Source organism: Herbaspirillum sp. CF444, assembly GCF_000282135.1.
GTDB lineage: Bacteria > Pseudomonadota > Gammaproteobacteria > Burkholderiales > Burkholderiaceae_D > Herbaspirillum.
On the sequence record NZ_AKJW01000077.1, the window covers coordinates 1 to 22,043 of the forward strand.

Sequence of the window (22,043 nt, forward strand, 5' to 3'; positions counted from 1 at the left end):
GTTCGACCTACACCCAGGGTGGTGGCGTGCCGCACCTGATCGCGGTTTATCAAGACAAGTCCGGCACTGCCCGTGACGTCGCGCTGTCGTACGCCACCGCCAACGGCGGCGGCCGTGCCGGCATCATCGAAACCAACTTCCGCGAAGAAACCGAAACCGATCTGTTCGGCGAGCAAGCTGTGTTGTGCGGCGGCACCGTCGAACTGATCAAGGCCGGTTTCGAAACGCTGGTGGAAGCCGGTTACGCGCCCGAAATGGCGTACTTCGAATGCCTGCACGAACTGAAGCTGATCGTCGACCTGATCTACGAAGGCGGCATCGCCAACATGAACTACTCGATCTCGAACAATGCGGAATACGGCGAATACGTCACCGGCCCACGCATCATCAACGAAGAGAGCAAGAAGGTCATGAAGCAAGTGCTGACCGACATCCAGACCGGCGAATACGCCAAGAGCTTCATCCTGGAAAACAAGGCAGGCGCACCGACATTGCTGTCGCGTCGTCGCATCAATGCGGAACACCAAATTGAAATCGTGGGTGAGAAGCTGCGCGCGATGATGCCGTGGATCAAGGCCAATAAACTCGTGGATCAGTCGAAGAACTAATCGACATCGTTGTCGATGAACGAAAAGGACGCCTTGGCGTCCTTTTTTATTTGCGGGGCAGGAATGACTGTGTTCGAAGAGTTGAACGCGTTTCCTTGCTTGCACATTGTCACAATCATCACATTGCCATAACGAACTAACTCCATCCATCAGCATCCAAACGCAGTCTCCGGATCGTCGGAGCACTCAGAACACATATCAAACAAGTTTTACTTTGGAGGTTTTATGTCGCGCTCAAGCCAACTCTTATTTGCCGCCGTCCTTGCCACAGCAACAATGGCCGCGCATGCGCAAGCAGTACAAACCGGAGGGACTCTTGTGGTCGTTCCGGCATCGGGGGAATTGGTGGTGCCGAACGATGAAGCGCGCGCCACGCTGAATGTCGAGGAGCAGGACAAGGACAAGGGCGCTGCCGCTTCGCGCGTCAACAAGAAGATGAAGCAGGGCATCGAGATCGTGAAGAAGCAGGATCCTCAAGCGCAGCTGAAGACGCGCGGCTACTATACCTATGCCGTTTATTCCGAAGAGGCTCCGCGTTCCAACAACAAGCCGCGCACGATCGTCGGCTGGCGCGTCGGTCAATATCTGGAAGTGACGACGACGAATCTGGACGGCTTGCCGAAGACCGTCGCTGCGACGCAGAACATCCTGGGGCTGAACAATCTGCAATTCGGTTTGAGCCCCGCGACCAGCAAGAAACTGGACGCTGACCTGATCAATGCTACTTACAAAAACCTCAACGAGCGCATTTCCTCGATTGCGACTGCAATGGGCCGCCGCAGCAGCGACGCCGTTGTGGAAACGGTCGATTTCGAGGGTTCCGGCAATTATGTGCAGGCGGCAGCAGCTCCGAAGGCGATGATGATGCGCGCGATGGCGGATGCTCCTCAGGAAGCCGTGGCGGAACCGAGCTTCGAGCCGGGCGAGTCGACGGTCGGCATGCATCTGGTCGGCAAGGTGCGATTCAAGTAAGCGCCGTATCGAAACGGCGGCAGGGCACTTGTCCTTGCCGCCTGTTTTGCAGAATGGTGGGCTGGCGATCTTGCCATCATTCGCTATTTTCCTGTGCCCGCCGTTTGCTTCGTTCCGAGTTCCGGAAACAGGCGCTGAACCCCACTCATTTGCCGTTCCTGTCCTGTTTTGCCGCGGTTCGCGATAAAATACCCGCTTATCAAAAAAAGAATGGCTCTTTCAGGCCAACAGGTCCCTCCGCCTTGGCATAAGCTGGCATCCCTGGCTGTCATTCGCTTTCAACGGGTAAATATCCGTTGATTTGATTTGCGGCGCGTTACATTTCTTAGGCGCTCGTCTAGAATAAGCACGCTTTACCATTTTGAAATCCATCAGCGACTATCGGAGCAACGTTGAACAATCATTACCCACATCCTATTATTGCCCGCGAAGGCTGGCCTTTCCTGGGCATCGCTGTCGTTGTCGCCGTTGTCGTTACGCTGATTGGCGGCGCCTGGTCGCTTCCTTTCTGGATCATCGCGCTGTTTGTATTGCAGTTTTTCCGTGATCCTCCACGCACGATTCCGCAAAATCCGAATGCCGTGCTGTCGCCTGCCGATGGCCGCATCGTGGTGGTCGCCAAGGCCCATGATCCCTACACCAATCGTGAAGCGCTGAAGATCAGCGTGTTCATGAATGTGTTCAACGTCCATTCCAACCGCGCACCGGTGGATGGCAAGATCGAGACCGTGCAATATTTCCCCGGCAAATTCGTCAATGCAGACCTGGACAAGGCCTCGCTGGAAAACGAACGCAACGCGCTGGCCATCACCGCAGCCAATGGCCAGAGCGTGACATGCGTGCAAGTGGCAGGTTTGATTGCCCGCCGCATCCTCTGCTATGTGAAGGCCGGCGACGTATTGGCGCGCGGTCAGCGTTACGGCTTCATTCGTTTCGGTTCGCGCGTCGATGTCTATCTGCCGTTGACTGCGACACCGAAAGTGAGCGTGGGTGAAAAGGTTTCGGCGACGGAAACGATCCTGGCCGAATTCTGAACACCTGACGCATATTGAGACGGACTCTACATGGCAACTTTCCGCAGACGCAAAAACAAGGGCGCGATTCCTTTCCCGAAATCCTTGCGCAGCCATAAAACACCGATGTATCCGGCCCAGCTGGAAGACGCAGACGGTGCGCCGATCGTGCGTCCACGGCGTTCGCGCGGCATCTATCTGTTGCCGAACGCTTTTACGACGGCGGCGCTGTTTTGCGGCTTCTACGCCATCGTGATGGCCATGAACCTGAAGTTCGACCATGCATCGATTGCGATCTTCGTGGCGATGGTACTGGATAGTCTTGACGGCCGCGTGGCGCGCATGACCAATACGCAAAGCGAATTCGGCGCGCAATACGACAGCCTGTCGGACATGGTGTCTTTCGGCGCTGCACCGGCGCTGGTGGTCTATGAATGGTCGTTGCGCGGCATGGGAAAATTGGGCTGGCTGGCGGCATTCGTGTATTGCGTCGGCGGCGCCTTGCGTCTGGCGCGTTTCAACACCAACATCGCGGTGGTCGACAAGCGCTATTTCCAGGGCTTGCCGAGCCCGGCCGCTGCTGCATTGGTTGCCGGCTTTATCTGGCTGATGGACGACTTGCGTTTTGCCGGCACGGACCTGAGCTGGGCTTCCTGGGTGATCACGCTGTATGCCGGCATCACCATGGTGACCAACGTGCCGTTCTACAGTTTCAAGGACATCAACTTCCGCAAGCCGGTACCCTTCATTGCGGCATTGCTGGTGGTCGTGGTGCTGGTGGCGATCTCGAGCGATCCGTCCAAGGTATTGTTCGGCTTGTTCGTGCTGTATGGGATTTCCGGCTACATCGTCTATGCCTGGCGCAAGATCAAAGGCAAGCCCGTCAGCATCGTCCAGACGGAACACGAGGAAAAATAAACGTCCCTGTACTACTCTCCGAAAACCGCCCACGTACCATCGGGCGGTTTTTTTACGCCTGCTTCCCGCTATCGTTATCGCGCTGCTACTGCACCGCTGTTGCAACATTATGCGAGAGGAATAGAATGGATTGCAGACTAGCCCGAGGAGTTGCCATGTCAGCAGAAAAGCTCATCATTTTCGACACCACCTTGCGCGACGGCGAGCAGTCGCCTGGCGCATCGATGACGAAGGAAGAGAAGATCCGCATCGCTCGCCAGCTTGAGCGCATGAAGGTCGACGTGATCGAAGCCGGTTTCGCCGCCGCGTCTCCCGGCGACTTCGAGGCGATCAAGTCCATCGCCGGGCTGATCAAGGATTCCGTCGTTTGCTCCCTGTCGCGCGCCAACGATCGCGATATCGCGCGTGCTGCAGAGGCCCTGGCGCCGGCGCAACGCAAGCGCATTCACACCTTTATCGCAACTTCTCCGCTGCATATGGAAAAGAAGTTGCGCATGACGCCCGATCAGGTCTTTGAGCAGGCCAGGCTGGCGGTGCGCTATGCGCGCCAGTTCACCGACGACGTCGAGTTCAGTCCGGAAGACGGCAGCCGCTCCGATATGGATTTCCTGTGCAGGGTACTCGAAGCCGTGATCGCCGAAGGCGCGACCACCATCAACTTTGCCGATACCGTCGGTTATGCCGTGCCTGAGCTGTACGGCAACATGCTCAAGAGCCTGCGTGAACGCATTCCCAATTCCGACAAGGCGGTCTGGTCTGTGCATTGCCACAACGACCTCGGCATGGCTGTCGCCAATTCGCTGGCCGGCGTCATGATCGGCGGCGCGCGCCAGGTCGAATGCACCATCAATGGCCTGGGCGAACGTGCCGGCAATACGGCGCTGGAAGAAATCGTCATGGCGGTCAGGACGCGCCGCGATCATTTCAACCTGACGTTGGGCATCGATGCCTCGCAGATCGTGCCGACTTCCAAGCTGGTGTCGCAGATCACCGGTTTTGCCGTGCAGCCGAACAAGGCCGTGGTCGGCGCCAATGCCTTTGCACATGCGTCCGGGATCCATCAGGACGGCGTGCTCAAGGCGCGCGATACCTATGAAATCATGCGCGCCGAAGACGTCGGCTGGACCGCCAACAAGATCGTGCTGGGCAAGCTGTCGGGCCGCAACGCGTTCAAGCAGCGGCTGGAAGAACTCGGCATCGCGCTGGAGTCGGAAGGCGAGGTCAATGCCGCCTTCGCCCGCTTCAAGGAACTGGCCGACCGCAAATCTGAGATTTTTGACGAAGACATCATGGCGCTGGTCAGCGATGAGCAGCATAGTCACGAAGGCGAGCATTATGGCTTCGTCTCCCTGTCGCAACATTCGGAAACCGGCGAGCGCCCGAGCGCCACGATCGTCTTTACCGTCGGCGGCAAGGAGGTGAGTTGCTCCGGACAAGGAAACGGTCCGGTGGACGCCATCGTCAACGCCATCGAATCGAACGCCGCCAGCGGCGCCGAGCTGTTGCTGTTTTCCGTCAATGCGATCACCACAGGCACACAATCGCAGGGCGAGGTGACCATGCGTCTGGCCAAATCGGGGCGGATCGTCAATGGCGTGGGCGCCGACCTCGACATTGTTGTCGCTTCGGCAAAAGCCTACCTGTCGGCATTGAACAAACTGTATTCAAAATCGGACAAATTGAACCCGCAGCAGGTGTGATGTTGCCATCATGGTATCGAAATTCGCCCTAATTGCTGCTAATCTACATTAACAACTACGCATTTTTCGCGAGAATTGTTTTATGGCAATTGCAGTCAACAGTTCGTTCACCGCTACCGTTCCCTATGTGTTCGGAGGGAATGCGCCGGTCATCGATCTCGGCCAAAGTCCGGGAGTGATCAGTACGGCCGTTGCACTCGCCGATGCGGGATCCGTGGTGTTGAGTCTGCCAGGTGCACCCAAGGGAGCGGTGACGTACACCGCGTCGGGTCTTCTGCATATACTTGCCCGTGCCGGCACGGCGACTTCGAAGCCGACCACGCCTGACGAAGAAACTGCGGCCCTCGGCAAGGGCATCCTGGCATCCCTGAACAATTCCGATTCGACTTCTTCTGGTTCGACGGACGGCGTCTATGACGGCAGCGGTATTTTCACGCCGACCAGCGGCATTTCCGCCAATTTCGCCGATGTCCTGAGCAGCAATCCCGGTTTGTCTTCCGTGGCCGTCAGCGATGCGGTCGCGCAGGGCGTGGTGGGTACGCTGGTCAGCACCAGCGCCTGAACATTCTACTTTTCTTCTTTGATTGCGGCGGCAATGCGCTGAAGCAGCGCCATGTCATTCGCCATTGCTTCACTGACGCGATGATCGGTTCCGGGCAGATCGATGATGCGCCGAAAACGCGCCGATACGGCAGCTTGCTCCAGCAAATCAGCGACTTCATGCGGAATGACGGCATCCTCCAGCGCCCGGATCAATGTCAGGCCGCCACGATAATCCCGGATCATTTCCAGCGTCTCGGCTTGCCGCCAGCTTTGCGGCCGGCGAATCACGTTTGAAAACTCCGCCCCGAAAGGAATGGGGAAGGCGGCGCGGTCGTAAATGGCGCCGACAATCAGGACGATATGACCAAGGCGACTTTGCGTCCGGCAGGCCAGGCGCAGGGCAATCTCGCCACTCATGCTGGTGCCGACGACGGTATGGATGGTGCGGCCGGCGTCGGCATGATCCAGAGCGCATTGCGCTTGCCGCAGGCGTTTTTTCAACGAGCCGGCGCTGTTGGCGCTACTCTCGCCATGCCCGGAAAAATCCAGCGCAACGCTGCCGAATCCGGAGCGCGCCAGTTCCTCGCGCAGTTGCCGCTGGCGCAACCGATGGCTCTGGCCCGCGCCGTGCAGAAACAGTGCGCGCAACTGATGCTGGTCGCCCAAGACATCGCCGACGATGGCTTCATCGTCGACTTGCAGTTCGAAACGAGGCGCGCTCATTCGTCGGCAGGCTGGCGCCGGTCATGCGTCGGCACTTTGGCGTAATACGAGCGCTTGTCTTCATACATCAAGGCATCGGCGCGTTGCACGGTCGCCTCCAGGCGTTCGCCATGCTGGCTGGTGGCGTAACCTATCGACAGGCTGAGCGGGGAGCCCGAGTAGTACTGGTTGTTGATATCGATCAGCTTCTGGATGTTTTCCAGCATGGCCGCGGCGCCGCGTTCGTCCGTGGCAGGCATCAGGATGGCGAACTCGTCGCCGCCGATGCGTGAGGCATAGACCGGCTTGTCGGCGGCTTTGCCCAATACTTCGCCGACGCGGCGCAGCAGCGCGTCGCCGGCGGCGTGACCGAGCTGGTCGTTGATTTCCTTGAGGCCGTTGAGGTCGATCATGATGACGCTGACAGGGAACGGCCCCTTGCGCTCAAGCCGGTTCATTTCATCGACCATGAAAGCGCGGTTATGCAGCTTGGTCAGTTCGTCATGCTTGCCGAGGAACTCCAGATAGGCTTCGGCCTTCTTGCGGGCGGTGATGTCGGTCAAGGCCACCAGCACCAGGCTCCAGTCGTCTTCATGGCCGGGGAATACGGAGAACTGCAGATGCACATGCAGTTGTTCGCCGTTGAGCGCATAGTTGACCACCTCGCGCTGATGGAACAGATTGCCATGCCACAGCTCGCTCAGCTGCTCACTGAAATGCGGACGCATGTCGTCGCGGAACACTTCACCCAGGCGCGACAGCAGAGTAGTCTTGTCCGGCGCGTGGAACATCGTCAGCGTTTGCTGATTGACGTCGATGACCCTGATCTCCTGCATGCAACGTTCGACGAACTCGGGGTGCACATCGGTGAAGACGCGAAAATCCTTGATGCCGATCTGGCGCAAATCGCCAAACAGGCGTTTGACCTGGCTGAAATCCTCGACCCACAGGGAAATCGGCGAGTACTCGAACAGGCCGCGCGCGTAATTTTCACTGTGCGTGAGTTTGCGGCGGGCGGTTTCGCGCTCGGTGACGTTTTCGACAGCGAGCAGCACGCGGCCCCAGTTGTCTTCGTAGCCCGGCAGGATGCGTGCATTGAGCTGGATGTCGAGGCGCTTTCCGGACAGCGTGTAATTGACGCTGTGGCTGGAGAATTCGGTTTTGCCTTCCCATACCTGCAACAGTTCCTCGATATGGGTGTGCAGCATGTCGTCGCGGAAAACCTTGTCGAGGTTGGCGATCAGGTGCGCGATGTCATCCGCTTCAAACAGCTGCAGCGTTTTTTGATTGACGTGCAATACCTGGATGTTGAGTGTGCAGGCATGCACGCGCGACAAATCGGCTTGCAAATAGCTGCGCAAATCGGTGACGCCGGCGGCGCGCCATTCTTCGAGAAGTGTTTTGACGCCGCTGAAATCTTCCAGCCACATGGAAACGGGAGCCAGTTCAAACATGTCCGCGTTGATGAAGTCGTCGCTGCTTGGTGTGCTTGCTGCGGCAGCGTCTGAGGAGCGGATTTCATTCTGCATAACGATGAAGATGGATGGGCGATGCGGTAGTGTAATGCCTTTATTGCAATGGGCACGCATTCTTCAGGCTTGATTGGCGATTTTTTGATGTGGCACAGGCAAGCCGCTCAGGGTCTGCCTGTGCGGCCCTTGCCCGGCTATTTCGACGCCATGAATCGGGTCGCCATGGTGCGCAAGCGCCGGGTTGGCGCACTCAGCAGGCGGACCACGAAATCCAGCAAGAAATAACGCGGCTTCATGCTGGGGTAGCACAATATTTCTGCCGTTTGTGTTGCGTAAAGGCAAGTCCGGCCGCCGCGTTCGATCTGGTAGTGGTGGCCTTCCCGCAAGGTCGACAGCGTGCTCAGAATGGTGTCGCTCATCCACTCGGGCGATTCGCGCAGTCGGATGCTGCCCGACTGGATGAACAGAACGGTATCGCGGCCGGTCCACAGATAGTGGCTCTGTCCGGCGCTCAGTTGAATCTTGCTGGGAGCGGCTTGCCTGTCTTCGGTGCGCATGGTCTTTTCCTGTTTGGTTGGCGTAGGGATAGTCTAGGCAGCACAGGCTTTGCGAAACAGACACAGGCGGTAGCGATGTGAATCGAAACAGCGGGCATTTTTTTGATCTGTTATCGTCTGTTTTCGGCGGCTCTGTATCTATCGCCGCAACAGGGGAAAGCTGAAGATTCAACCATGGACATGCAACCACCACCTCTTGTTACCGCGGTTACCGCACCTGCCGCCTCTGCACTGATCTCCGCCGGCCAGCCGATTTACCGGCGCCTTGCCGAGCACTATCTGTCTGCGATCCAGGCCGGGACGCTGGTCGCGGGCGACCGCATGCCATCGGTGCGCGATCTGATGCGCCAGCACCACGTGAGCCTGTCGACGGCGCTGCAAAGTTTGCGTTATCTGGAAGAAGGCGGCTGGCTCGAAGCCCGTCCGCGTTCCGGCTATTTCGTCCGCCAGCCGCGCCGCGCGGTGATCCGACCGGTGGGCGAGCCGAATATTTCTACGCCGCTGGACCCGGCACAGTACGTCGGCATCCACGAACAGGTCTCCGACTTCATTGCGCGCCGCCAGTTGAAGATGCCCGCCATCGACCTGAGCGGCATGAGCTGTGCGCCTGAACTGTATGCGGTCGATGCCCTCAAGAATGCCGCCATCAAGGCGCTGCGCGAGCAGCCGACCTTGCTCACCAGTCCCATGCCGATCAACGGCAACATCCATTTCCGGCAAGTGGTGGCGCGGCGCGCGCTCAATGCCGGCATCCGCATCGGCGCCGACGACGTGGTGGTCACGCACGGCTGCATCGAAGCGCTCAATCTGGCGTTGCGAGCCGTGGCGCAAGCGGGCGACACCATTGCGGTGGAATCGCCCACTTATTTCGGCTTGTTGCAGACGCTGGAAAGCCTGGGGATGCGCGCACTGGAAATCCCGACCAGTCCGCATACCGGCATCTCCATCGAAGCGCTGGAACTGGCGATGCAGACCTACGGCAACATCAAGGCGGTGGTGGTGGTGCCGACCCTGCAAAATCCGCTGGGCTGCATCATGTCGGACAGCCACAAGGAGCGTCTGGTCACGCTGTGCGAACGGCAAGGGGTGCCGCTGATCGAGGACGACGCCTACAGCGAACTGGCCGATGGCGAGGTCGCTCCTTCTGCGGCAAAAATCTGGGACAAGAGCGGCAACGTCATTTATTGCTCCTCCCTGAACAAGGTGCTGGCGCCCGGCATGCGGCTGGGCTGGATGACTTGCGGCAAATGGAATGAGCGGGTCAAGATGCTCAAGTTCGCCTACACCCGCGCCAACGAAGAATGGACCCAGATCACCGCCGCCAACTACATGGGATCGCCGGCCTACGATCGTCATCTGCGCCGCCTGCGCAGCACGCTGAAGGATCAGCGCGAGCAGATGGCCGAGGCGATCGCCGAATACTTTCCCGATGAAACCCGTCTGAGCGTTCCCAATGGCGGCGTCGGCCTGTGGGTGGAACTGCCGCGTGGATTGTCATCGAATGCAGTGTTTACTGCAGCATTGGATGAGGGCATCGGCGTATCGCCGGGCGTGATTTTTTCCAACTCGGACCGCTTTGACCACTATCTGCGGCTGTGCTGCGGCAAGCCGTTCACGCGCGAGCTCGACCAAGCCTTGCGCAAGCTCGGCGTGATCACCGGGCAACTTCTGGCTTAGCCCGACTCGCCTGCCATCCAAAAAGCTTTCCGACTCGCGTCCGAAAGCTTTTTTTGCTTCTTGCAGAAAATATTGTAAGAATGTGGCGTGTCCCTGCGACGAACCACCAGCTGCTTGTCTTGCGATTGATGCATTGTGCTGAGGTGTTCAGATTTCAGTGTGTTGCTGCCGGGCAAACGTATCTCCGAATCGGAATAAGTCACAGGAACATGCTTATGGAGTCTCTTTCCCAGGTGGGGACTGGTAGTGATGCGCTGCTGCAGTCCTTGCAGCAGGCAATCGGTTTTCATACCGCCGGCGATCTCGAGAAGGCGGAAAAAATTTATCGCGACGTGCTGGCGCGGGATCCGGTCCATCCGATTGCGCTGCATTATCTCGGTATTTTTCTCTATCAGAACGGCCAGGACGAAGAGGGCGTGCAGAATATCCGCCTGTCTTGCGCATTGCAACCGGAAAACGCCAGCTGGCACAATGATCTCGGCAATGTGCTGTTTGCCTTGCGCGAGTTCGAAGAAGCATCCGAGGCTTATCAGGCAGCGCTGGACGCGGATCCGGGCGACCACATCGTCTGGAATAATCTGGGTTCGTCGCAACTCCAGCATGGCGACACCGAAGACGCGATACAGTCGTTCAAACAGACGCTTGAGCTGGCGCCCGATTTCGGCCCGGCCCTGATTCATCTCGGCAATATCTACGAAGCCGCCGGCGACAAAATGAATAGCGCGCATTACCAATGCCGCGCGTTCGTGCTGCCCCCGCATGAAGGCAAGTCCAAGCAGATGCTCGGCATTTCGTATTACTTCCTCGGCCGTCTGCAGGAAGCCGCCGACCATTACCGCGAGTGGATGCGGGAAGAGCCCGACAATCCGATTGCCGCACACATGTTTGCCGCCTGCGCCCAGCAGGACGTGCCGGAGCGCGCATCGGACAATTACATCGAAAAGCATTTCGACCGTTATGCCGAAACCTTCAACGCCAATCTGCTCGACAGCCTGGCGTATCGCGGCCCGGAACTGATGCAGCAGGCCTTGCAAATCATCGGCGCGCCGGCAAAACAATTCGACGTACTCGACATCGGTTGCGGCACCGGCTTGTGCGAGCCGATCATCGCGCCCTACGCGCGCTCGCTGATCGGCGTCGATCTGTCCGGAAAGATGCTCGAACAGGCCGAGGCGCGTGGCGGTTACGATCAACTGTTCAAGCAGGAAATCACCGAGTACATGGCTGGAAAGCCGGGAACCGCCGACGTGGTGCTGTCGGCTGACACGATGATTTATTTCGGCGATCTGGAAAAAGTGTTCGGGAAAGTGGCAAGTACGCTGAGGGAGAACGGCTACTTTCTGTTCACGGTGGAGACGGCCGCAGAAGAGGGGGCGCAAAGCGTCGGGTTTTCGCTGCACCCGAGCGGCCGCTATCGCCACGATCCGGCATATGTCGCGCGCTGCCTGAATCAGTTCGGTTTTGAGTTGCTGAGCATCAAGGACGTGGTGCTGCGGGAGGAAATCCGGCAACCGGTGCTGGGCATGGTGGCCGTGGCGCAGCGCAGGAGTTGATGTTCCGGCAGGCGTCTGCGAACAAAAAAGAGCGGCGGGTTTGCACCTCGTCGCTCTTTTTTATTGCGGCAATCGTGACGATCAACCCAGTCGGCTCACTACGGTATTGACCTGGTCCGCCATCGGGATCGGCGCCACTGCGCCATAACCGGTGGTTGAAATGGCTGCCGCGACGTTGGCGTAGCGCGCTGCTGCAAACGGATCCTTGCCTTCGACGATCTGCGCAATGAAAGCGCCGCCGAAACAATCGCCGGCGCCGGTGGCGTCCAGCGCATCGACAATGTGCGGCGCCACCAGGCGGCGCTCCGTCGGCGTGGCGACATAGCAGCCCTCTTTGCCCAGCTTGAACGCCACCAGCTTGATGCCGTAGGCCAGCAATTTATCGACGATGGCGTCGCGGTCGTCCAGTCCGGTCAGCGCGCTGACGTCTTCCCAGCTTGGGAGGCAGATGTCGCACAAAGCGAAAGCTTCGGCCATTTTGGCGCGCGCGCGTTCGAGTGGCCACAGGCGCAGACGCAGGTTGGTGTCGAGCGAGGTCAGGGTGTTGTTCTTGCGCGCATGCGCCATGGCAGCCAGGCCGGCGTCGCAGGCGTTTTCGCTGATGGCCAGGCTGATGCCCGACAGATGCAGCACCTTGGCGTCGGCAATCGCTTGCAGCGGCAATTGCGCGGTGGTGTAGCGGCTGGCGGCGGAGCCGGTGCGCAGGTAGTTGAAATGATGTCCTGCGTCGTCGTGCGTGACGACGTAGACGCCGGACGCCACGCCCGGCATCACGCCGACATGCGTCGTGTCGACTTTTTCGGTTTGCCACAGCGCCTGCAGGCTCTTGCCGAAATGGTCGTCGCCGACGGCGCTGACGTAGCCGGTGTCTGCGCCCTGACGCGCTGCCGCGATGCAGAAATTGGACGTGTCGCCGCCGAAACCTTCGAGGTAATAGCGCGGGTCTTCGATGCTCTGATTGAATTCCACCATTGCTTCGCCGTAGGCGAGGATTTTCTTGCTCATGATGCGATGCCGTTGCTTAGAAGAAGGTTTGTACGATGTCGATGACGTTGAACTGCCCATCCAGCACCGGCAGGTGACGCCATTTGTCGAAGGTCAGGCAGGGGTGCGAGATGTCGAAGGCGATCATGTCGCCGACCTTGATGTCGTCGCCTGCGTTGATCTTCAGGTAGGCGTGTTGGTCCATCATGCCGGTGACTTCCCAGTGCAACGGCGAATTGACCGGCATGGTATCCAGGCCGGGGCGGAATCGTTTGACCGGCAGCGGCAGGCCGGCATCGAAGGCGGCATCGCGCTTGCCAAGTGCAATGATGGCTTTGTCGGATTCCGGAATCGATTGTACGTAAGCCCACAATTGCAGCGCAGGCAGCAATTCGCTGCGCATCTTTTTTGCCACCGGATTGCGCGTCTGGATCTGTTCCTGGGCGGCGCGGTAGACGCCGACGTCGTGCGTCAGGTAGCAGCCGGGACGCAGCACCACATCCAGCGGGACGCCGATGTCGGCGCTGGCGAATTCTTCGGCGACCACGTCATACCAAGCCGAGCCGGCACCGGTCAGCACGACCGGTTTTTGCGCCGAGCGGTGGCTGAAATAGCCTTGTCCGGCCAGATCCTTGGCGCATTGCACCGCGCGTTGCAGGAACAGGCGGATGTCGGCTTCTTCTTTCAGGACGCCTTCGTAGACTTCGATGCCCGACAATGCGATGCTGCCTTGCCAGCGTTTGACGGCAGCCAGCACGGTGTCCTGCTGTTCGTTGTTGCGCACGCCGGTGCGGCCGCCCACCGGGCCGAGTTCCAGCAAGACGTTCAGGGTTTGCCTGCGCTCGGAGAAGAAGCTGCCGAGCTGATCGACCAGATCGGCCGAATCGACCAGGCAGAAAAATTCGAAGGAGGGATCTTCCAGCAGGCGCGAGATGATCGCCATGTTTTGTTTGCCGACCAGCTGATTGGCCATCAGAACGCGACGTACGCCATGGTGATAGGCTGCATTGGTCTGGTGCGCGGTCGCCAGCGTGATGCCCCAGGCGCCGGTGGCCAACTGGCGGGCGAACAGCTTGGGCGCCATGGTGGTCTTGCCGTGCGGCGCCAGCTTGACGCCGTATTCGGTGACGAAGCGCTGCATCCAGTCGAGGTTGTGCGACAGGCGTTCTTCATACAAGACGGCGGTCGGCAGGCTCAGGTCTTCTTGGAGGAGATTCCAGGGCAGGGCGTTGGCCGCATTCGGCGCCACAGGCGCGACCAGCGTGCCGATACCCTTGTTGAGCGGGTCGATGATGCCGCTTTGCCAAGTGTTCTGGTAGTTTGTATCACTCATCTTGAATTTCTCCTCGAAAATTTGATTTGACGTAATGATAGTCCTGAATTTACTATGTTGGAAGTGTGTTATAAACTAACACGAAAAATTCTTCCATGCCCCGTTCAAGCCTCGTGAAGCCTGCTCGGGAAAGCACGGAATCACCATCGAGACTTCATTCAACGCCATGGCACAAGCTTTCGACATTGTTTCACGCATTACCGAGCGTAGCGGACAATTGCGTCTGGCGGAGCAAAAAGTCGCCGAAGCGATTCTCAGCGATTTGTCCACCGCCGCCAGCGCCAGCATCGGCGAACTGGCGCAAAAAGCTGGCGTGAGTCTGGCCAGCGTGACGCGCTTCGCCAAAGCGATGGGTTGCCGCGACGTACGCGAATTCAAGTTCATGCTGGCGCAGGCGGTTGCCGTCGGGCAACGATTTTTTGATGGCATTAAGACCATCCCGCCGGGGCAACCCCCTGAGCTCGCCGATGTGGTCTATAACGACATACATGCAGTGCTTGAGGTGAACCGCGCCTTGCTCAATCCCGAGGCCCTGCAGCGCGCCGCCGAACTGTTGCGCGACGCGCGCATGATTTATTCCTTCGGCATGGGCGGCGGTTCCACCATGATGTCGGATGAAGCGCGCTATCGCCTGGTGCGTCTGGGCCGGCCGGTGGCGACTTACCACGACGCCTTGTTGCAGCGCATGGTTGCCGCCACGCTGGACAAGAATGACGTCTTGCTGGTGTTTTCCACCACGGGCAACGTGCCCGAGCTGCTCACCAACTGCGAGGTCGCCAAGGAGTACGGCGTCAAGATGATCGCCATCACCGCATTGGGTTCGCCGCTGGCGGGCATGGTCGACGTGCTGCTGCCGATCAAGGCGCTGGAGACCGATTTCATTTTCAAGCCGTCGTCATCGCGCTACGCCATGATGATGGCGCTGGACATGCTGGTGCTGGAACTGGCGCTGCTGCAAAAGGATCGCAGCCAGGAGCAGTTGCGGCGCCTCAAGTATGTACTCGACATGCATCGCGGCGGCGGCGACCGCCAGCCGCTCGGAGACTGATATGACTACTTCCTCATCTTCCCAACATTGCGATACGCTGATCCGCAATGCTTTCGTGATTGACGGCAGCGGCGCCGATCCGGTCGTCGCCGACGTGGCTGTTGTCGACGGTCGCATCGCCGCCATCGGTTCTCTGGCAGGCTGGCAAGCCGATCATGTGATCGACGCCGCCGGCAAGGTATTGAGCCCGGGCTTCATCGATGCGCACACGCATGACGACACCAACGTCATCCGCATGCCGGAGATGTTCCCGAAACTGTCGCAAGGCGTCACCACGGTCGTGGTCGGCAACTGCGGCATCAGTGCGGCACCGGTGACGCTCAAGGGCGATCCGCCGGATCCGATGAATCTGCTGGGGCAGTCGAGCGCATTTTCTTACCCGACATTTTCCAGCTACGTCGAAGCGATCGCAGCGGCACAACCGTCCGTGAACGTGGCCGCGCTGATCGGCCACACGGCGCTGCGCAGCAATCATATGGACCGCCTGGACCGCGCCGCGACCGATGCTGAAATCAAGGGCATGCGCGATCAGCTGACCGAGGCGCTGGAGCATGGCGCGCTGGGCTTGAGCACCGGTCTGGCCTATGGCAACGCGATCAATGCGCCGACCGAGGAAGTGCTGGCGCTGTCGGAGCCGTTGGCGCAATACGGCGCCATGTACGCCACGCATCTGCGCAGTGAATTCGCCGACATCCTCGATGCGATGGACGAGGCCTTCCGCATCGGCAAGCACGCGCGCGTGCCGGTGGTGATTTCCCATCTCAAATGCGCCGGCGTGGAAAACTGGGGGCGCAGCAGCGAAGTGCTGGCCGCGCTGGAGCAGGCCGAGAAGCATCAGCATGTCGGCTGCGATTGCTATCCCTATACCGCAAGCTCTTCCACGCTGGACCTCAAGCAAGTGACCGACACCTACGACATCCAGGTGACCTGGTCGGAGCCGCATCCGGAGCAGGGCGGCAAGCTGCTGGCCAGGATCGCCGAAGAGTGGGGCGTCGACATGACCGAAGCTGCGCGTCGCCTGATGCCGGCAGGCGCTGTCTATCACTGCATGTCCGACGACGACGTCAATCGCATCCTGCGTCATCCCTCGACCGTGATCGGTTCCGACGGCCTGCCCAACGATCCTTTGCCGCATCCGCGTTTGTGGGGGGCCTTCCCGCGCGTGCTGGGCTACTACAGCCGCGAACAGCAACTGTTTTCGCTCACCGTGGCGGTGCGCAAGATGACGGGCTTGTCGGCCTCGCGTTTCGGCCTGAGCGACCGCGGCCTGGTGAAAGAGGGATATTGGGCTGATCTGGTGCTGTTCGATGCGACGACGATCCGCGACGCCGCGACTTTCACCGATCCCATGCAACCGGCGCACGGCATCGAAGCGGTCTGGGTCAACGGCGTGCTGTCGTATCGCGGCGCGGACAAGAAGGCAACCGGTCAACGCGCAGGACGCTTCCTCGCGCGCAACCGCATACCGGTGGAAGCGGCGGAAGCCGCAGCAAATTAATTCTTTGCAACGTCGGGGCGGGGCGATCAACACGCCGCGCTCCGGATCATTTTTCTGAAGGAGTGACACAATGAGCATCAAACGATATGGCGTCGACGGCGGCACCGGTACCGGCGGTCAGCATCTGCCCTTTGCACGCGCGGTGGAAGCGGACGGTTGGCTGTACGTCTCCGGCCAGGTGGCCATGGTCAACGGCGAAGTGATTGACGGCGGCATCGTCGCGCAATCGCACCAGACCATTCAAAACGTCCTGGCGATCCTCAAGGAAGCCGGCTACGGTCCCGAGCACGTCGTGCGTTGCGGCGTCTGGCTGGACGACACCCGCGACTTTCAGTCGTTCAACAAAGTCTTCAAGGAATACTTCGGCGCCAATCCGCCTGCGCGTGCCTGCGTGCAATCGGCCATGGTGGTGGATTGCAAGGTTGAAGTGGACTGCGTGGCGTTTAAACGCTAAGTTCATGCGCTGATTTCAAGCGCTGATCGCCTAGTTGAGTGACGCCCTGGTTGGGGTGAGGAGACCAAAAAATGGAAGCAGTACAAGGAAGCATGTTGTTGATCTACGCGCTGGTCGCGGTGATCGCGTTGATCGTGTTGATCGCCAAGTTCAAGATGAATCCGTTCATCGTCCTGATCGTGGTGTCGCTGATCCTGGGTTTGTCGGTCGGCATGCCGATGGGCGCGATCGTCAAATCGTTTGAAACCGGCGTCGGCAACACGCTGGGACATATCGCACTGGTGGTCGGGCTGGGTACCATGCTGGGCAAGATGATGGCGGAGTCGGGCGGCGCCGAGCGCATCGCCACCACCATGATCAATGCCTTCGGTGAAAAGAACGTGCATTGGGCCATGATGACAGTGGCGTTCATCGTCGGCTTGCCGGTGTTCTTCGAAGTCGGCTTCGTGCTGCTGATCCCGATCGCCTTCAACGTCGCCAAGCGTACCGGCACTTCGATGGTGCTGGTCGGTATTCCGATGGTGGCGGGCTTGTCGGTGGTGCACGGGCTGATCCCGCCGCATCCCGCGGCGCTGCTGGCGGTGACTGCGTATAACGCGGACATCGGCCGGACGATCCTGTTTGCGCTGATCGTCGGTATTCCGACTGCAATCATCGCCGGTCCGATCTTCGGCAAACTCATGTCGAAGGTGGTGTTTCCCGATCCGGACAATCCGTTGATCGGCCAGTTCGTTGACCAAGGCGGCGCTAAGCGCGAATTGCCGGGCTTCGGCATCACGCTGTTCACCATCCTGTTGCCGGTGGCGCTGATGCTGATCGGCAGCTGGGCGGACCTGTTCTTCGCACCGAAGACTTTCGCCAACGACTTCCTGCGTCTGATCGGCAATTCGGTGATCGCGCTGCTGATTGCCACGCTGGTGAGCTTCTATACCTTCGGCAAGCTGCGCGGTTTCAATCGAGAAGCGATTCTCAAGTTCACCAACGAATGTCTGGGCCCGATCGCCAGCATCACGCTGGTGGTGGGCGCCGGCGCCGGCTTTGGCCGTATCCTGATGGATGGCGGCGTCTCCAAGGCCATCGTCGGCATCGCCACCGACGCGCACTTGTCGCCGTTGCTACTGGGTTGGTTCGTGGCGGCGCTGATTCGCGTGGCGACCGGTTCCGCGACCGTCGCGATGACGACCGCTTGCGGTATCGTGGCGCCTATCGTGTCGTCGGTCGGCGGTACGCGTCCGGAATTGATGGTGCTGGCAACCGGCGCCGGTTCGCTGATCCTGTCGCACGTCAATGACGGCGGTTTCTGGCTGGTCAAGGAGTACTTCAACATGACCGTGCCGCAAACCTTCAAGACCTGGACGGTGTGCGAAACGCTCATTTCGGTGTTGGCTTTGCTGTTCACCCTGGCATTGGCGACCGTGCTCTGATTTGTTCAGTTTCTTCGGGCAAGAAAAAGCCGCTTTTCGAAGCGGCTTTTTTTATGTGGCAATGACAATCAGAAGCGCATGCGACTGTCGTCGAAGCGCGGATCGGGACCGTTTTCCACTTTGCGGACGATGCCGTTGTCGTCGAAGTAGACGGTCATTTGCGAGTTCCAGACGCCGCTTTCCTTGAAGCCGTAATTCCACGCTTCAAATGGGATGCGCGCATAGCGCGTCACTTCAGTCGGGCGGCCGACCAGGCGCAGCACATCGTTCTTGGTCGCTTGATCGACTTTGATCGACTGGAAGTTCTCCATGGTCCAGACTTGTTGATAAGAAATCAACTTGCCGTCCGGGCCGATGCGCGCCATGTAGCTGTACTGGCCGAAAGCGCCGGCAGCATATTCCAGCAGGTGCGTGTTGCCGTCGGGATACACGCCGGTCGGCCGGCCGAGGCGGGCGACGACCTGTTCTTCCGTATCGCCGGGATTGACCGGCGGCGCGAGCAGGGAGGCGCAACCGCTCAGGGACAGGGCGGCAGCGGCTAAAACAGGAAGAATGATGCGTTTCATAAACAGTTGGAGAAAAGTTTGTGGGAATAATTTCCCGGCAGGACTACGATTCTACGCTTTTCCGGTAAGTATTTGAATCTGCTGGCCTTTTGCTATATACTTGCGCCTCTGGTCATTTCGGCCAGTTTTAATTTTTGTTCACGGTATGCAGGGTAAGCACTCCGCACACCGCTTGTGAAAGGTATAGCATGTCGATCGAAAAAGCAGCCAAGGCTGCCATTATCACTGATAACGCCCGTGGTCAAAACGACACCGGCTCCCCGGAAGTTCAAGTTGCGCTGCTGACGGCACGCATCAACGACCTGAACGGTCACTTCAAAGAACACAGCAAGGATCACCACTCCCGTCGTGGCCTGATCAAGATGGTTAACCGTCGCAAGAGCCTGCTGTCCTACCTGAAGGGCAAGGACGCCGACCGTTATCGCGCACTGATCGAAAAACTCGGTCTGCGTAAGTAATCTTGTTCCCTCGTACCATTCCGGTTCAGGGTTCATAGCCAAAATGCCTGCGTCAGTCTCTGACGCGGGCATTTTGTTTTTTGCGATTCCGTTTTGCTTGTGTTGGTGTTTATTTCGGTTCGCAAAACTTCTTTGCAGTACCGCGATCCCATCCAATGATCGTGATTCGTAAGGTGTCTTGCAACGGCAGTCGTTTTGCCGGTGACGGGCATCCGTGGTGAGGTGAACGACAGCGCCTGAAAATCTGTCGGCAAAAAAGAATCCCCGCCAAGCAAGGCAACGCAGGGGTTCAATATAGAAAGGAAATACCGTGTTTAATAAAGTTACTAAAACCTTCCAGTATGGACAACACCAGGTCACGCTGGAAACCGGCGAAATCGCTCGCCAGGCTTCCGGTGCAGTCGTCGTTTCGATTGAAGACACTGTTGTGCTGGCAACGGTCGTGGCGCGCAAGGATGCCAAGCCAGGTCAGGACTTTTTCCCATTAACCGTCGACTACATTGAAAAGACGTACGCTGCGGGTCGCATCCCCGGCGGCTTCTTCAAACGTGAAGGCAAGCCATCCGAAAAGGAAACACTGACATCGCGCCTGATCGACCGCCCGATTCGTCCGCTGTTCCCGGAGGGTTACCTGAACGAAGTGCAAGTCATCGTGCACGTTCTGTCCGTCAATCCTGAAATCGATCCGGACATCGCCGCGATGATCGGTTCGTCGGCTGCCCTGTCGATCGCCGGCATCCCGTTCAACGGCCCGGTCGGCGCCGCACGCGTCGGTTACATCGATGGCCAGTACATCCTGAACCCAACCGCAACGCAACTGAAGACCTCGCAACTGGATCTGGTCGTCGCCGGCACCGAAACCGCCGTGCTGATGGTCGAATCCGAAGCGCAGCAACTGTCCGAAGAAGTCATGCTGGGCGCAGTCGTGTTCGGTCACGAGCAATCGAAGGCTGTCATCAACGCCATCCACGAGCTGGTGCGCGACGGCGGCAAGCCGGAAGTCCAATGGGCTCCTCCTGCGAAGAACGAGCCGCTGATCGCACGCGTCACCGAACTGGCTGACGGCAAGCTGCGCGAAGCGTATCAGACCAAGGACAAGCAGGCGCGTACCGAAAAGCTGAAGACCGTCACTTCCGAAGTCAACGCAGCACTGGCGGCAGATGCAGCGGCAGCGGGCACATCGGCAGCGGACTCCGCAGAAGTCGGCGGCATCCTGTTCGATCTGGAAGCCAAGATCGTGCGCTCGCAGATCCTCGACGGCGAGCCGCGTATCGATGGCCGCGACACACGCACCGTGCGTCCGATCACCATCCGCACCGGCGTGCTGCCACGCACCCACGGTTCGGCACTGTTCACCCGCGGCGAAACACAGGCGCTGGTCATCGCGACCCTGGGCACTGCGCGCGACGAGCAAAAGATCGATGCGCTGATGGGCGAGTACTCGGACCGCTTCATGCTCCACTACAACATGCCTCCGTTCGCTACCGGCGAAACCGGCCGCGTTGGTACGCCAAAGCGCCGTGAAATCGGTCACGGCCGTCTGGCCAAGCGCGCGCTGATCGCGGCACTGCCGCCGGCTGAAGAGTTCAGCTATTCGGTGCGTCTGGTCTCGGAAATCACCGAATCCAACGGCTCTTCGTCGATGGCTTCGGTCTGCGGCGGCTGCCTGGCACTGATGGACGCCGGCGTGCCGATGCAATCGCACGTTGCCGGTATCGCCATGGGCCTGATCAAGGAAGGCAACAAGTTCGCCGTCCTGACCGACATCCTGGGCGACGAAGATCACCTCGGCGACATGGACTTCAAGGTGGCGGGCACTGCCAACGGCATCACCGCACTGCAAATGGATATCAAGATCCAGGGCATCACCAAGGAAATCATGCAGGTCGCGCTGGAACAAGCCAAGGAAGGCCGCGTGCACATCCTGGGCAAGATGCAGGAAGCCGTTCCGGCCGGCAAGGCAGAACTGTCCGACTTCGCACCGCGCCTGATCACCATCAAGATCAATCCGGAAAAAATCCGTGACGTGATCGGCAAGGGCGGCGCCGTCATCCGCGCGCTGACCGAAGAAACCGGCACCCAGATCGACATCAGCGACGAAGGCGTGGTCACCATCGCTTCCGTCGACGCTGCCGCCGGCCAGGAAGCCAAGCGCCGTATCGAAGAACTGACCGCTTCCGTCGAAGTCGGCAAGGTCTACGAAGGTACCGTGCTGAAGCTGCTGGACTTCGGTGCGATCGTTCAGGTCCTGCCGGGCAAAGACGGTTTGCTGCACATCAGCCAGATCGCCAACGAGCGCGTCAACGCCGTTGCCGATTACCTGAAGGAAGGCCAGCAAGTCCGTGTCAAGGTTCTGGAAACCGACGACCGCGGCCGTCTGAAACTGTCGATGAAGGCAGCCCAGTCGGAAGAAGGTGCGGAAGCGCCTGCGTCGCAAGACGCACAGTAATGTGTAGCCGGATGCAGCTAACTCCTCATCCGCTGGCAACGCTGACGTAGTATCGGATCCCCCGGGGCGAAAGTCCCGGGGGATTTTGTTTTTTTGCGCGTGTTTCTGCGCGTG

Annotated in this window: 20 protein-coding genes; 14 read left to right on the forward strand and 6 right to left on the reverse strand. The window is 59.2% G+C overall.

The window, feature by feature from the left end:
- The 6 genes from ilvC to PMI16_RS17230 form a co-directional block, all read left to right on the forward strand.
- A partial coding sequence (gene ilvC / locus PMI16_RS17205) for a ketol-acid reductoisomerase (protein ID WP_007881893.1) occupies positions 1–608 on the forward strand: 608 nt, incomplete at its 5' end.
- A gap of 225 nt (positions 609–833) precedes the next feature.
- Positions 834–1,580, forward strand: coding sequence for an SIMPL domain-containing protein (locus tag PMI16_RS17210; protein ID WP_007881894.1), 747 nt, complete (start codon positions 834–836; stop codon positions 1,578–1,580).
- Between the two features lie 392 nt (positions 1,581–1,972).
- Positions 1,973–2,614, forward strand: coding sequence for a phosphatidylserine decarboxylase (locus PMI16_RS17215; protein WP_007881896.1), 642 nt, complete (start codon positions 1,973–1,975; stop codon positions 2,612–2,614).
- A 30-nt stretch (positions 2,615–2,644) separates the two neighbouring features.
- On the forward strand, positions 2,645–3,511 hold the full coding sequence (gene pssA, locus PMI16_RS17220) for a CDP-diacylglycerol--serine O-phosphatidyltransferase (protein WP_007881897.1): 867 nt from the start codon (positions 2,645–2,647) through the stop codon (positions 3,509–3,511).
- A gap of 155 nt (positions 3,512–3,666) precedes the next feature.
- The gene (locus PMI16_RS17225; RefSeq protein WP_007881899.1) at positions 3,667–5,211 is read left to right on the forward strand and encodes a 2-isopropylmalate synthase; all 1,545 of its coding nucleotides are present in this window, start codon (positions 3,667–3,669) and stop codon (positions 5,209–5,211) included.
- A gap of 82 nt (positions 5,212–5,293) precedes the next feature.
- Positions 5,294–5,773: a hypothetical protein gene (locus tag PMI16_RS17230; RefSeq protein WP_007881904.1), complete on the forward strand. Its 480-nt coding sequence runs from the start codon at positions 5,294–5,296 to the stop codon at positions 5,771–5,773.
- Between the two features lie 5 nt (positions 5,774–5,778).
- Here PMI16_RS17230 and PMI16_RS17235 read toward each other — a convergent pair whose 3' ends face one another.
- From PMI16_RS17235 to PMI16_RS17245, 3 genes are all read right to left on the reverse strand, one after another.
- Positions 5,779–6,477, reverse strand: coding sequence for an alpha/beta fold hydrolase (locus PMI16_RS17235; RefSeq protein ID WP_007881906.1), 699 nt, complete (start codon positions 6,475–6,477; stop codon positions 5,779–5,781).
- Positions 6,474–7,985, reverse strand: a complete 1,512-nt coding sequence (locus PMI16_RS17240) for a sensor domain-containing diguanylate cyclase (RefSeq protein WP_007881908.1) — start codon at positions 7,983–7,985, stop codon at positions 6,474–6,476. Before PMI16_RS17240 ends, PMI16_RS17235 begins: the two co-directional genes overlap by 4 nt.
- 137 nt (positions 7,986–8,122) lie before the next feature.
- Positions 8,123–8,485 (reverse strand): hypothetical protein, encoded by a 363-nt coding sequence (locus tag PMI16_RS17245; RefSeq protein WP_007881910.1) that lies wholly within the window; start codon positions 8,483–8,485, stop codon positions 8,123–8,125.
- A 174-nt stretch (positions 8,486–8,659) separates the two neighbouring features.
- Between PMI16_RS17245 and PMI16_RS17250 the strand changes: the two genes are divergently transcribed.
- Together PMI16_RS17250 and PMI16_RS17255 are read left to right on the forward strand one after the other, a co-directional pair.
- Complete coding sequence (locus PMI16_RS17250; RefSeq protein WP_007881912.1) at positions 8,660–10,162, forward strand: aminotransferase-like domain-containing protein; 1,503 nt, start codon at positions 8,660–8,662, stop codon at positions 10,160–10,162.
- Positions 10,163–10,377: 215 nt separating this feature from the next.
- Entirely contained in the window at positions 10,378–11,715 is a 1,338-nt protein-coding gene (locus tag PMI16_RS17255) for a tetratricopeptide repeat protein (protein ID WP_007881914.1), read from the forward strand.
- 81 nt (positions 11,716–11,796) lie between these two features.
- On the opposite strand, the gene PMI16_RS17260 is transcribed toward PMI16_RS17255, so the two are convergent.
- Positions 11,797–12,720, reverse strand: a complete 924-nt coding sequence (locus PMI16_RS17260) for a sugar kinase (RefSeq protein WP_007881916.1) — start codon at positions 12,718–12,720, stop codon at positions 11,797–11,799.
- Positions 12,721–12,736: 16 nt separating this feature from the next.
- Positions 12,737–14,032, reverse strand: a complete 1,296-nt coding sequence (locus PMI16_RS17265) for an amino acid deaminase (protein ID WP_007881918.1) — start codon at positions 14,030–14,032, stop codon at positions 12,737–12,739.
- 166 nt (positions 14,033–14,198) lie between these two features.
- Here PMI16_RS17265 and PMI16_RS17270 point away from each other — a divergent pair, with 166 nt between their 5' ends.
- From PMI16_RS17270 to PMI16_RS17285, 4 genes are all read left to right on the forward strand, one after another.
- Positions 14,199–15,080 carry a MurR/RpiR family transcriptional regulator gene (locus PMI16_RS17270; protein WP_007881919.1) on the forward strand — a complete coding sequence of 294 codons (882 nt, stop codon included), beginning with the start codon at positions 14,199–14,201 and terminating at the stop codon, positions 15,078–15,080.
- Between the two features lies 1 nt (position 15,081).
- A complete protein-coding gene (locus PMI16_RS17275) occupies positions 15,082–16,578 on the forward strand; it encodes an N-acyl-D-amino-acid deacylase family protein (RefSeq protein WP_007881920.1) in 1,497 nt (498 codons plus the stop codon).
- A gap of 70 nt (positions 16,579–16,648) precedes the next feature.
- The gene (locus PMI16_RS17280) at positions 16,649–17,032 is read left to right on the forward strand and encodes a RidA family protein (RefSeq protein ID WP_007881921.1); all 384 of its coding nucleotides are present in this window, start codon (positions 16,649–16,651) and stop codon (positions 17,030–17,032) included.
- Positions 17,033–17,103: 71 nt separating this feature from the next.
- Positions 17,104–18,456, forward strand: coding sequence for a GntP family permease (locus tag PMI16_RS17285; protein ID WP_007881923.1), 1,353 nt, complete (start codon positions 17,104–17,106; stop codon positions 18,454–18,456).
- A 68-nt stretch (positions 18,457–18,524) separates the two neighbouring features.
- Here the strand turns inward: PMI16_RS17285 and bamE are convergent, their stop codons facing one another.
- Complete coding sequence (bamE, locus tag PMI16_RS17290; protein ID WP_007881924.1) at positions 18,525–19,022, reverse strand: outer membrane protein assembly factor BamE domain-containing protein; 498 nt, start codon at positions 19,020–19,022, stop codon at positions 18,525–18,527.
- A 188-nt stretch (positions 19,023–19,210) separates the two neighbouring features.
- On the opposite strand from bamE, the gene rpsO reads away from it, so the two are divergent.
- Both rpsO and pnp read left to right on the forward strand, forming a co-directional pair.
- Complete coding sequence (gene rpsO, locus PMI16_RS17295) at positions 19,211–19,480, forward strand: 30S ribosomal protein S15 (RefSeq protein ID WP_007881925.1); 270 nt, start codon at positions 19,211–19,213, stop codon at positions 19,478–19,480.
- A 310-nt stretch (positions 19,481–19,790) separates the two neighbouring features.
- The gene (gene pnp, locus PMI16_RS17300; protein WP_007881926.1) at positions 19,791–21,929 is read left to right on the forward strand and encodes a polyribonucleotide nucleotidyltransferase; all 2,139 of its coding nucleotides are present in this window, start codon (positions 19,791–19,793) and stop codon (positions 21,927–21,929) included.
- Positions 21,930–22,043: the final 114 nt, after the last annotated feature.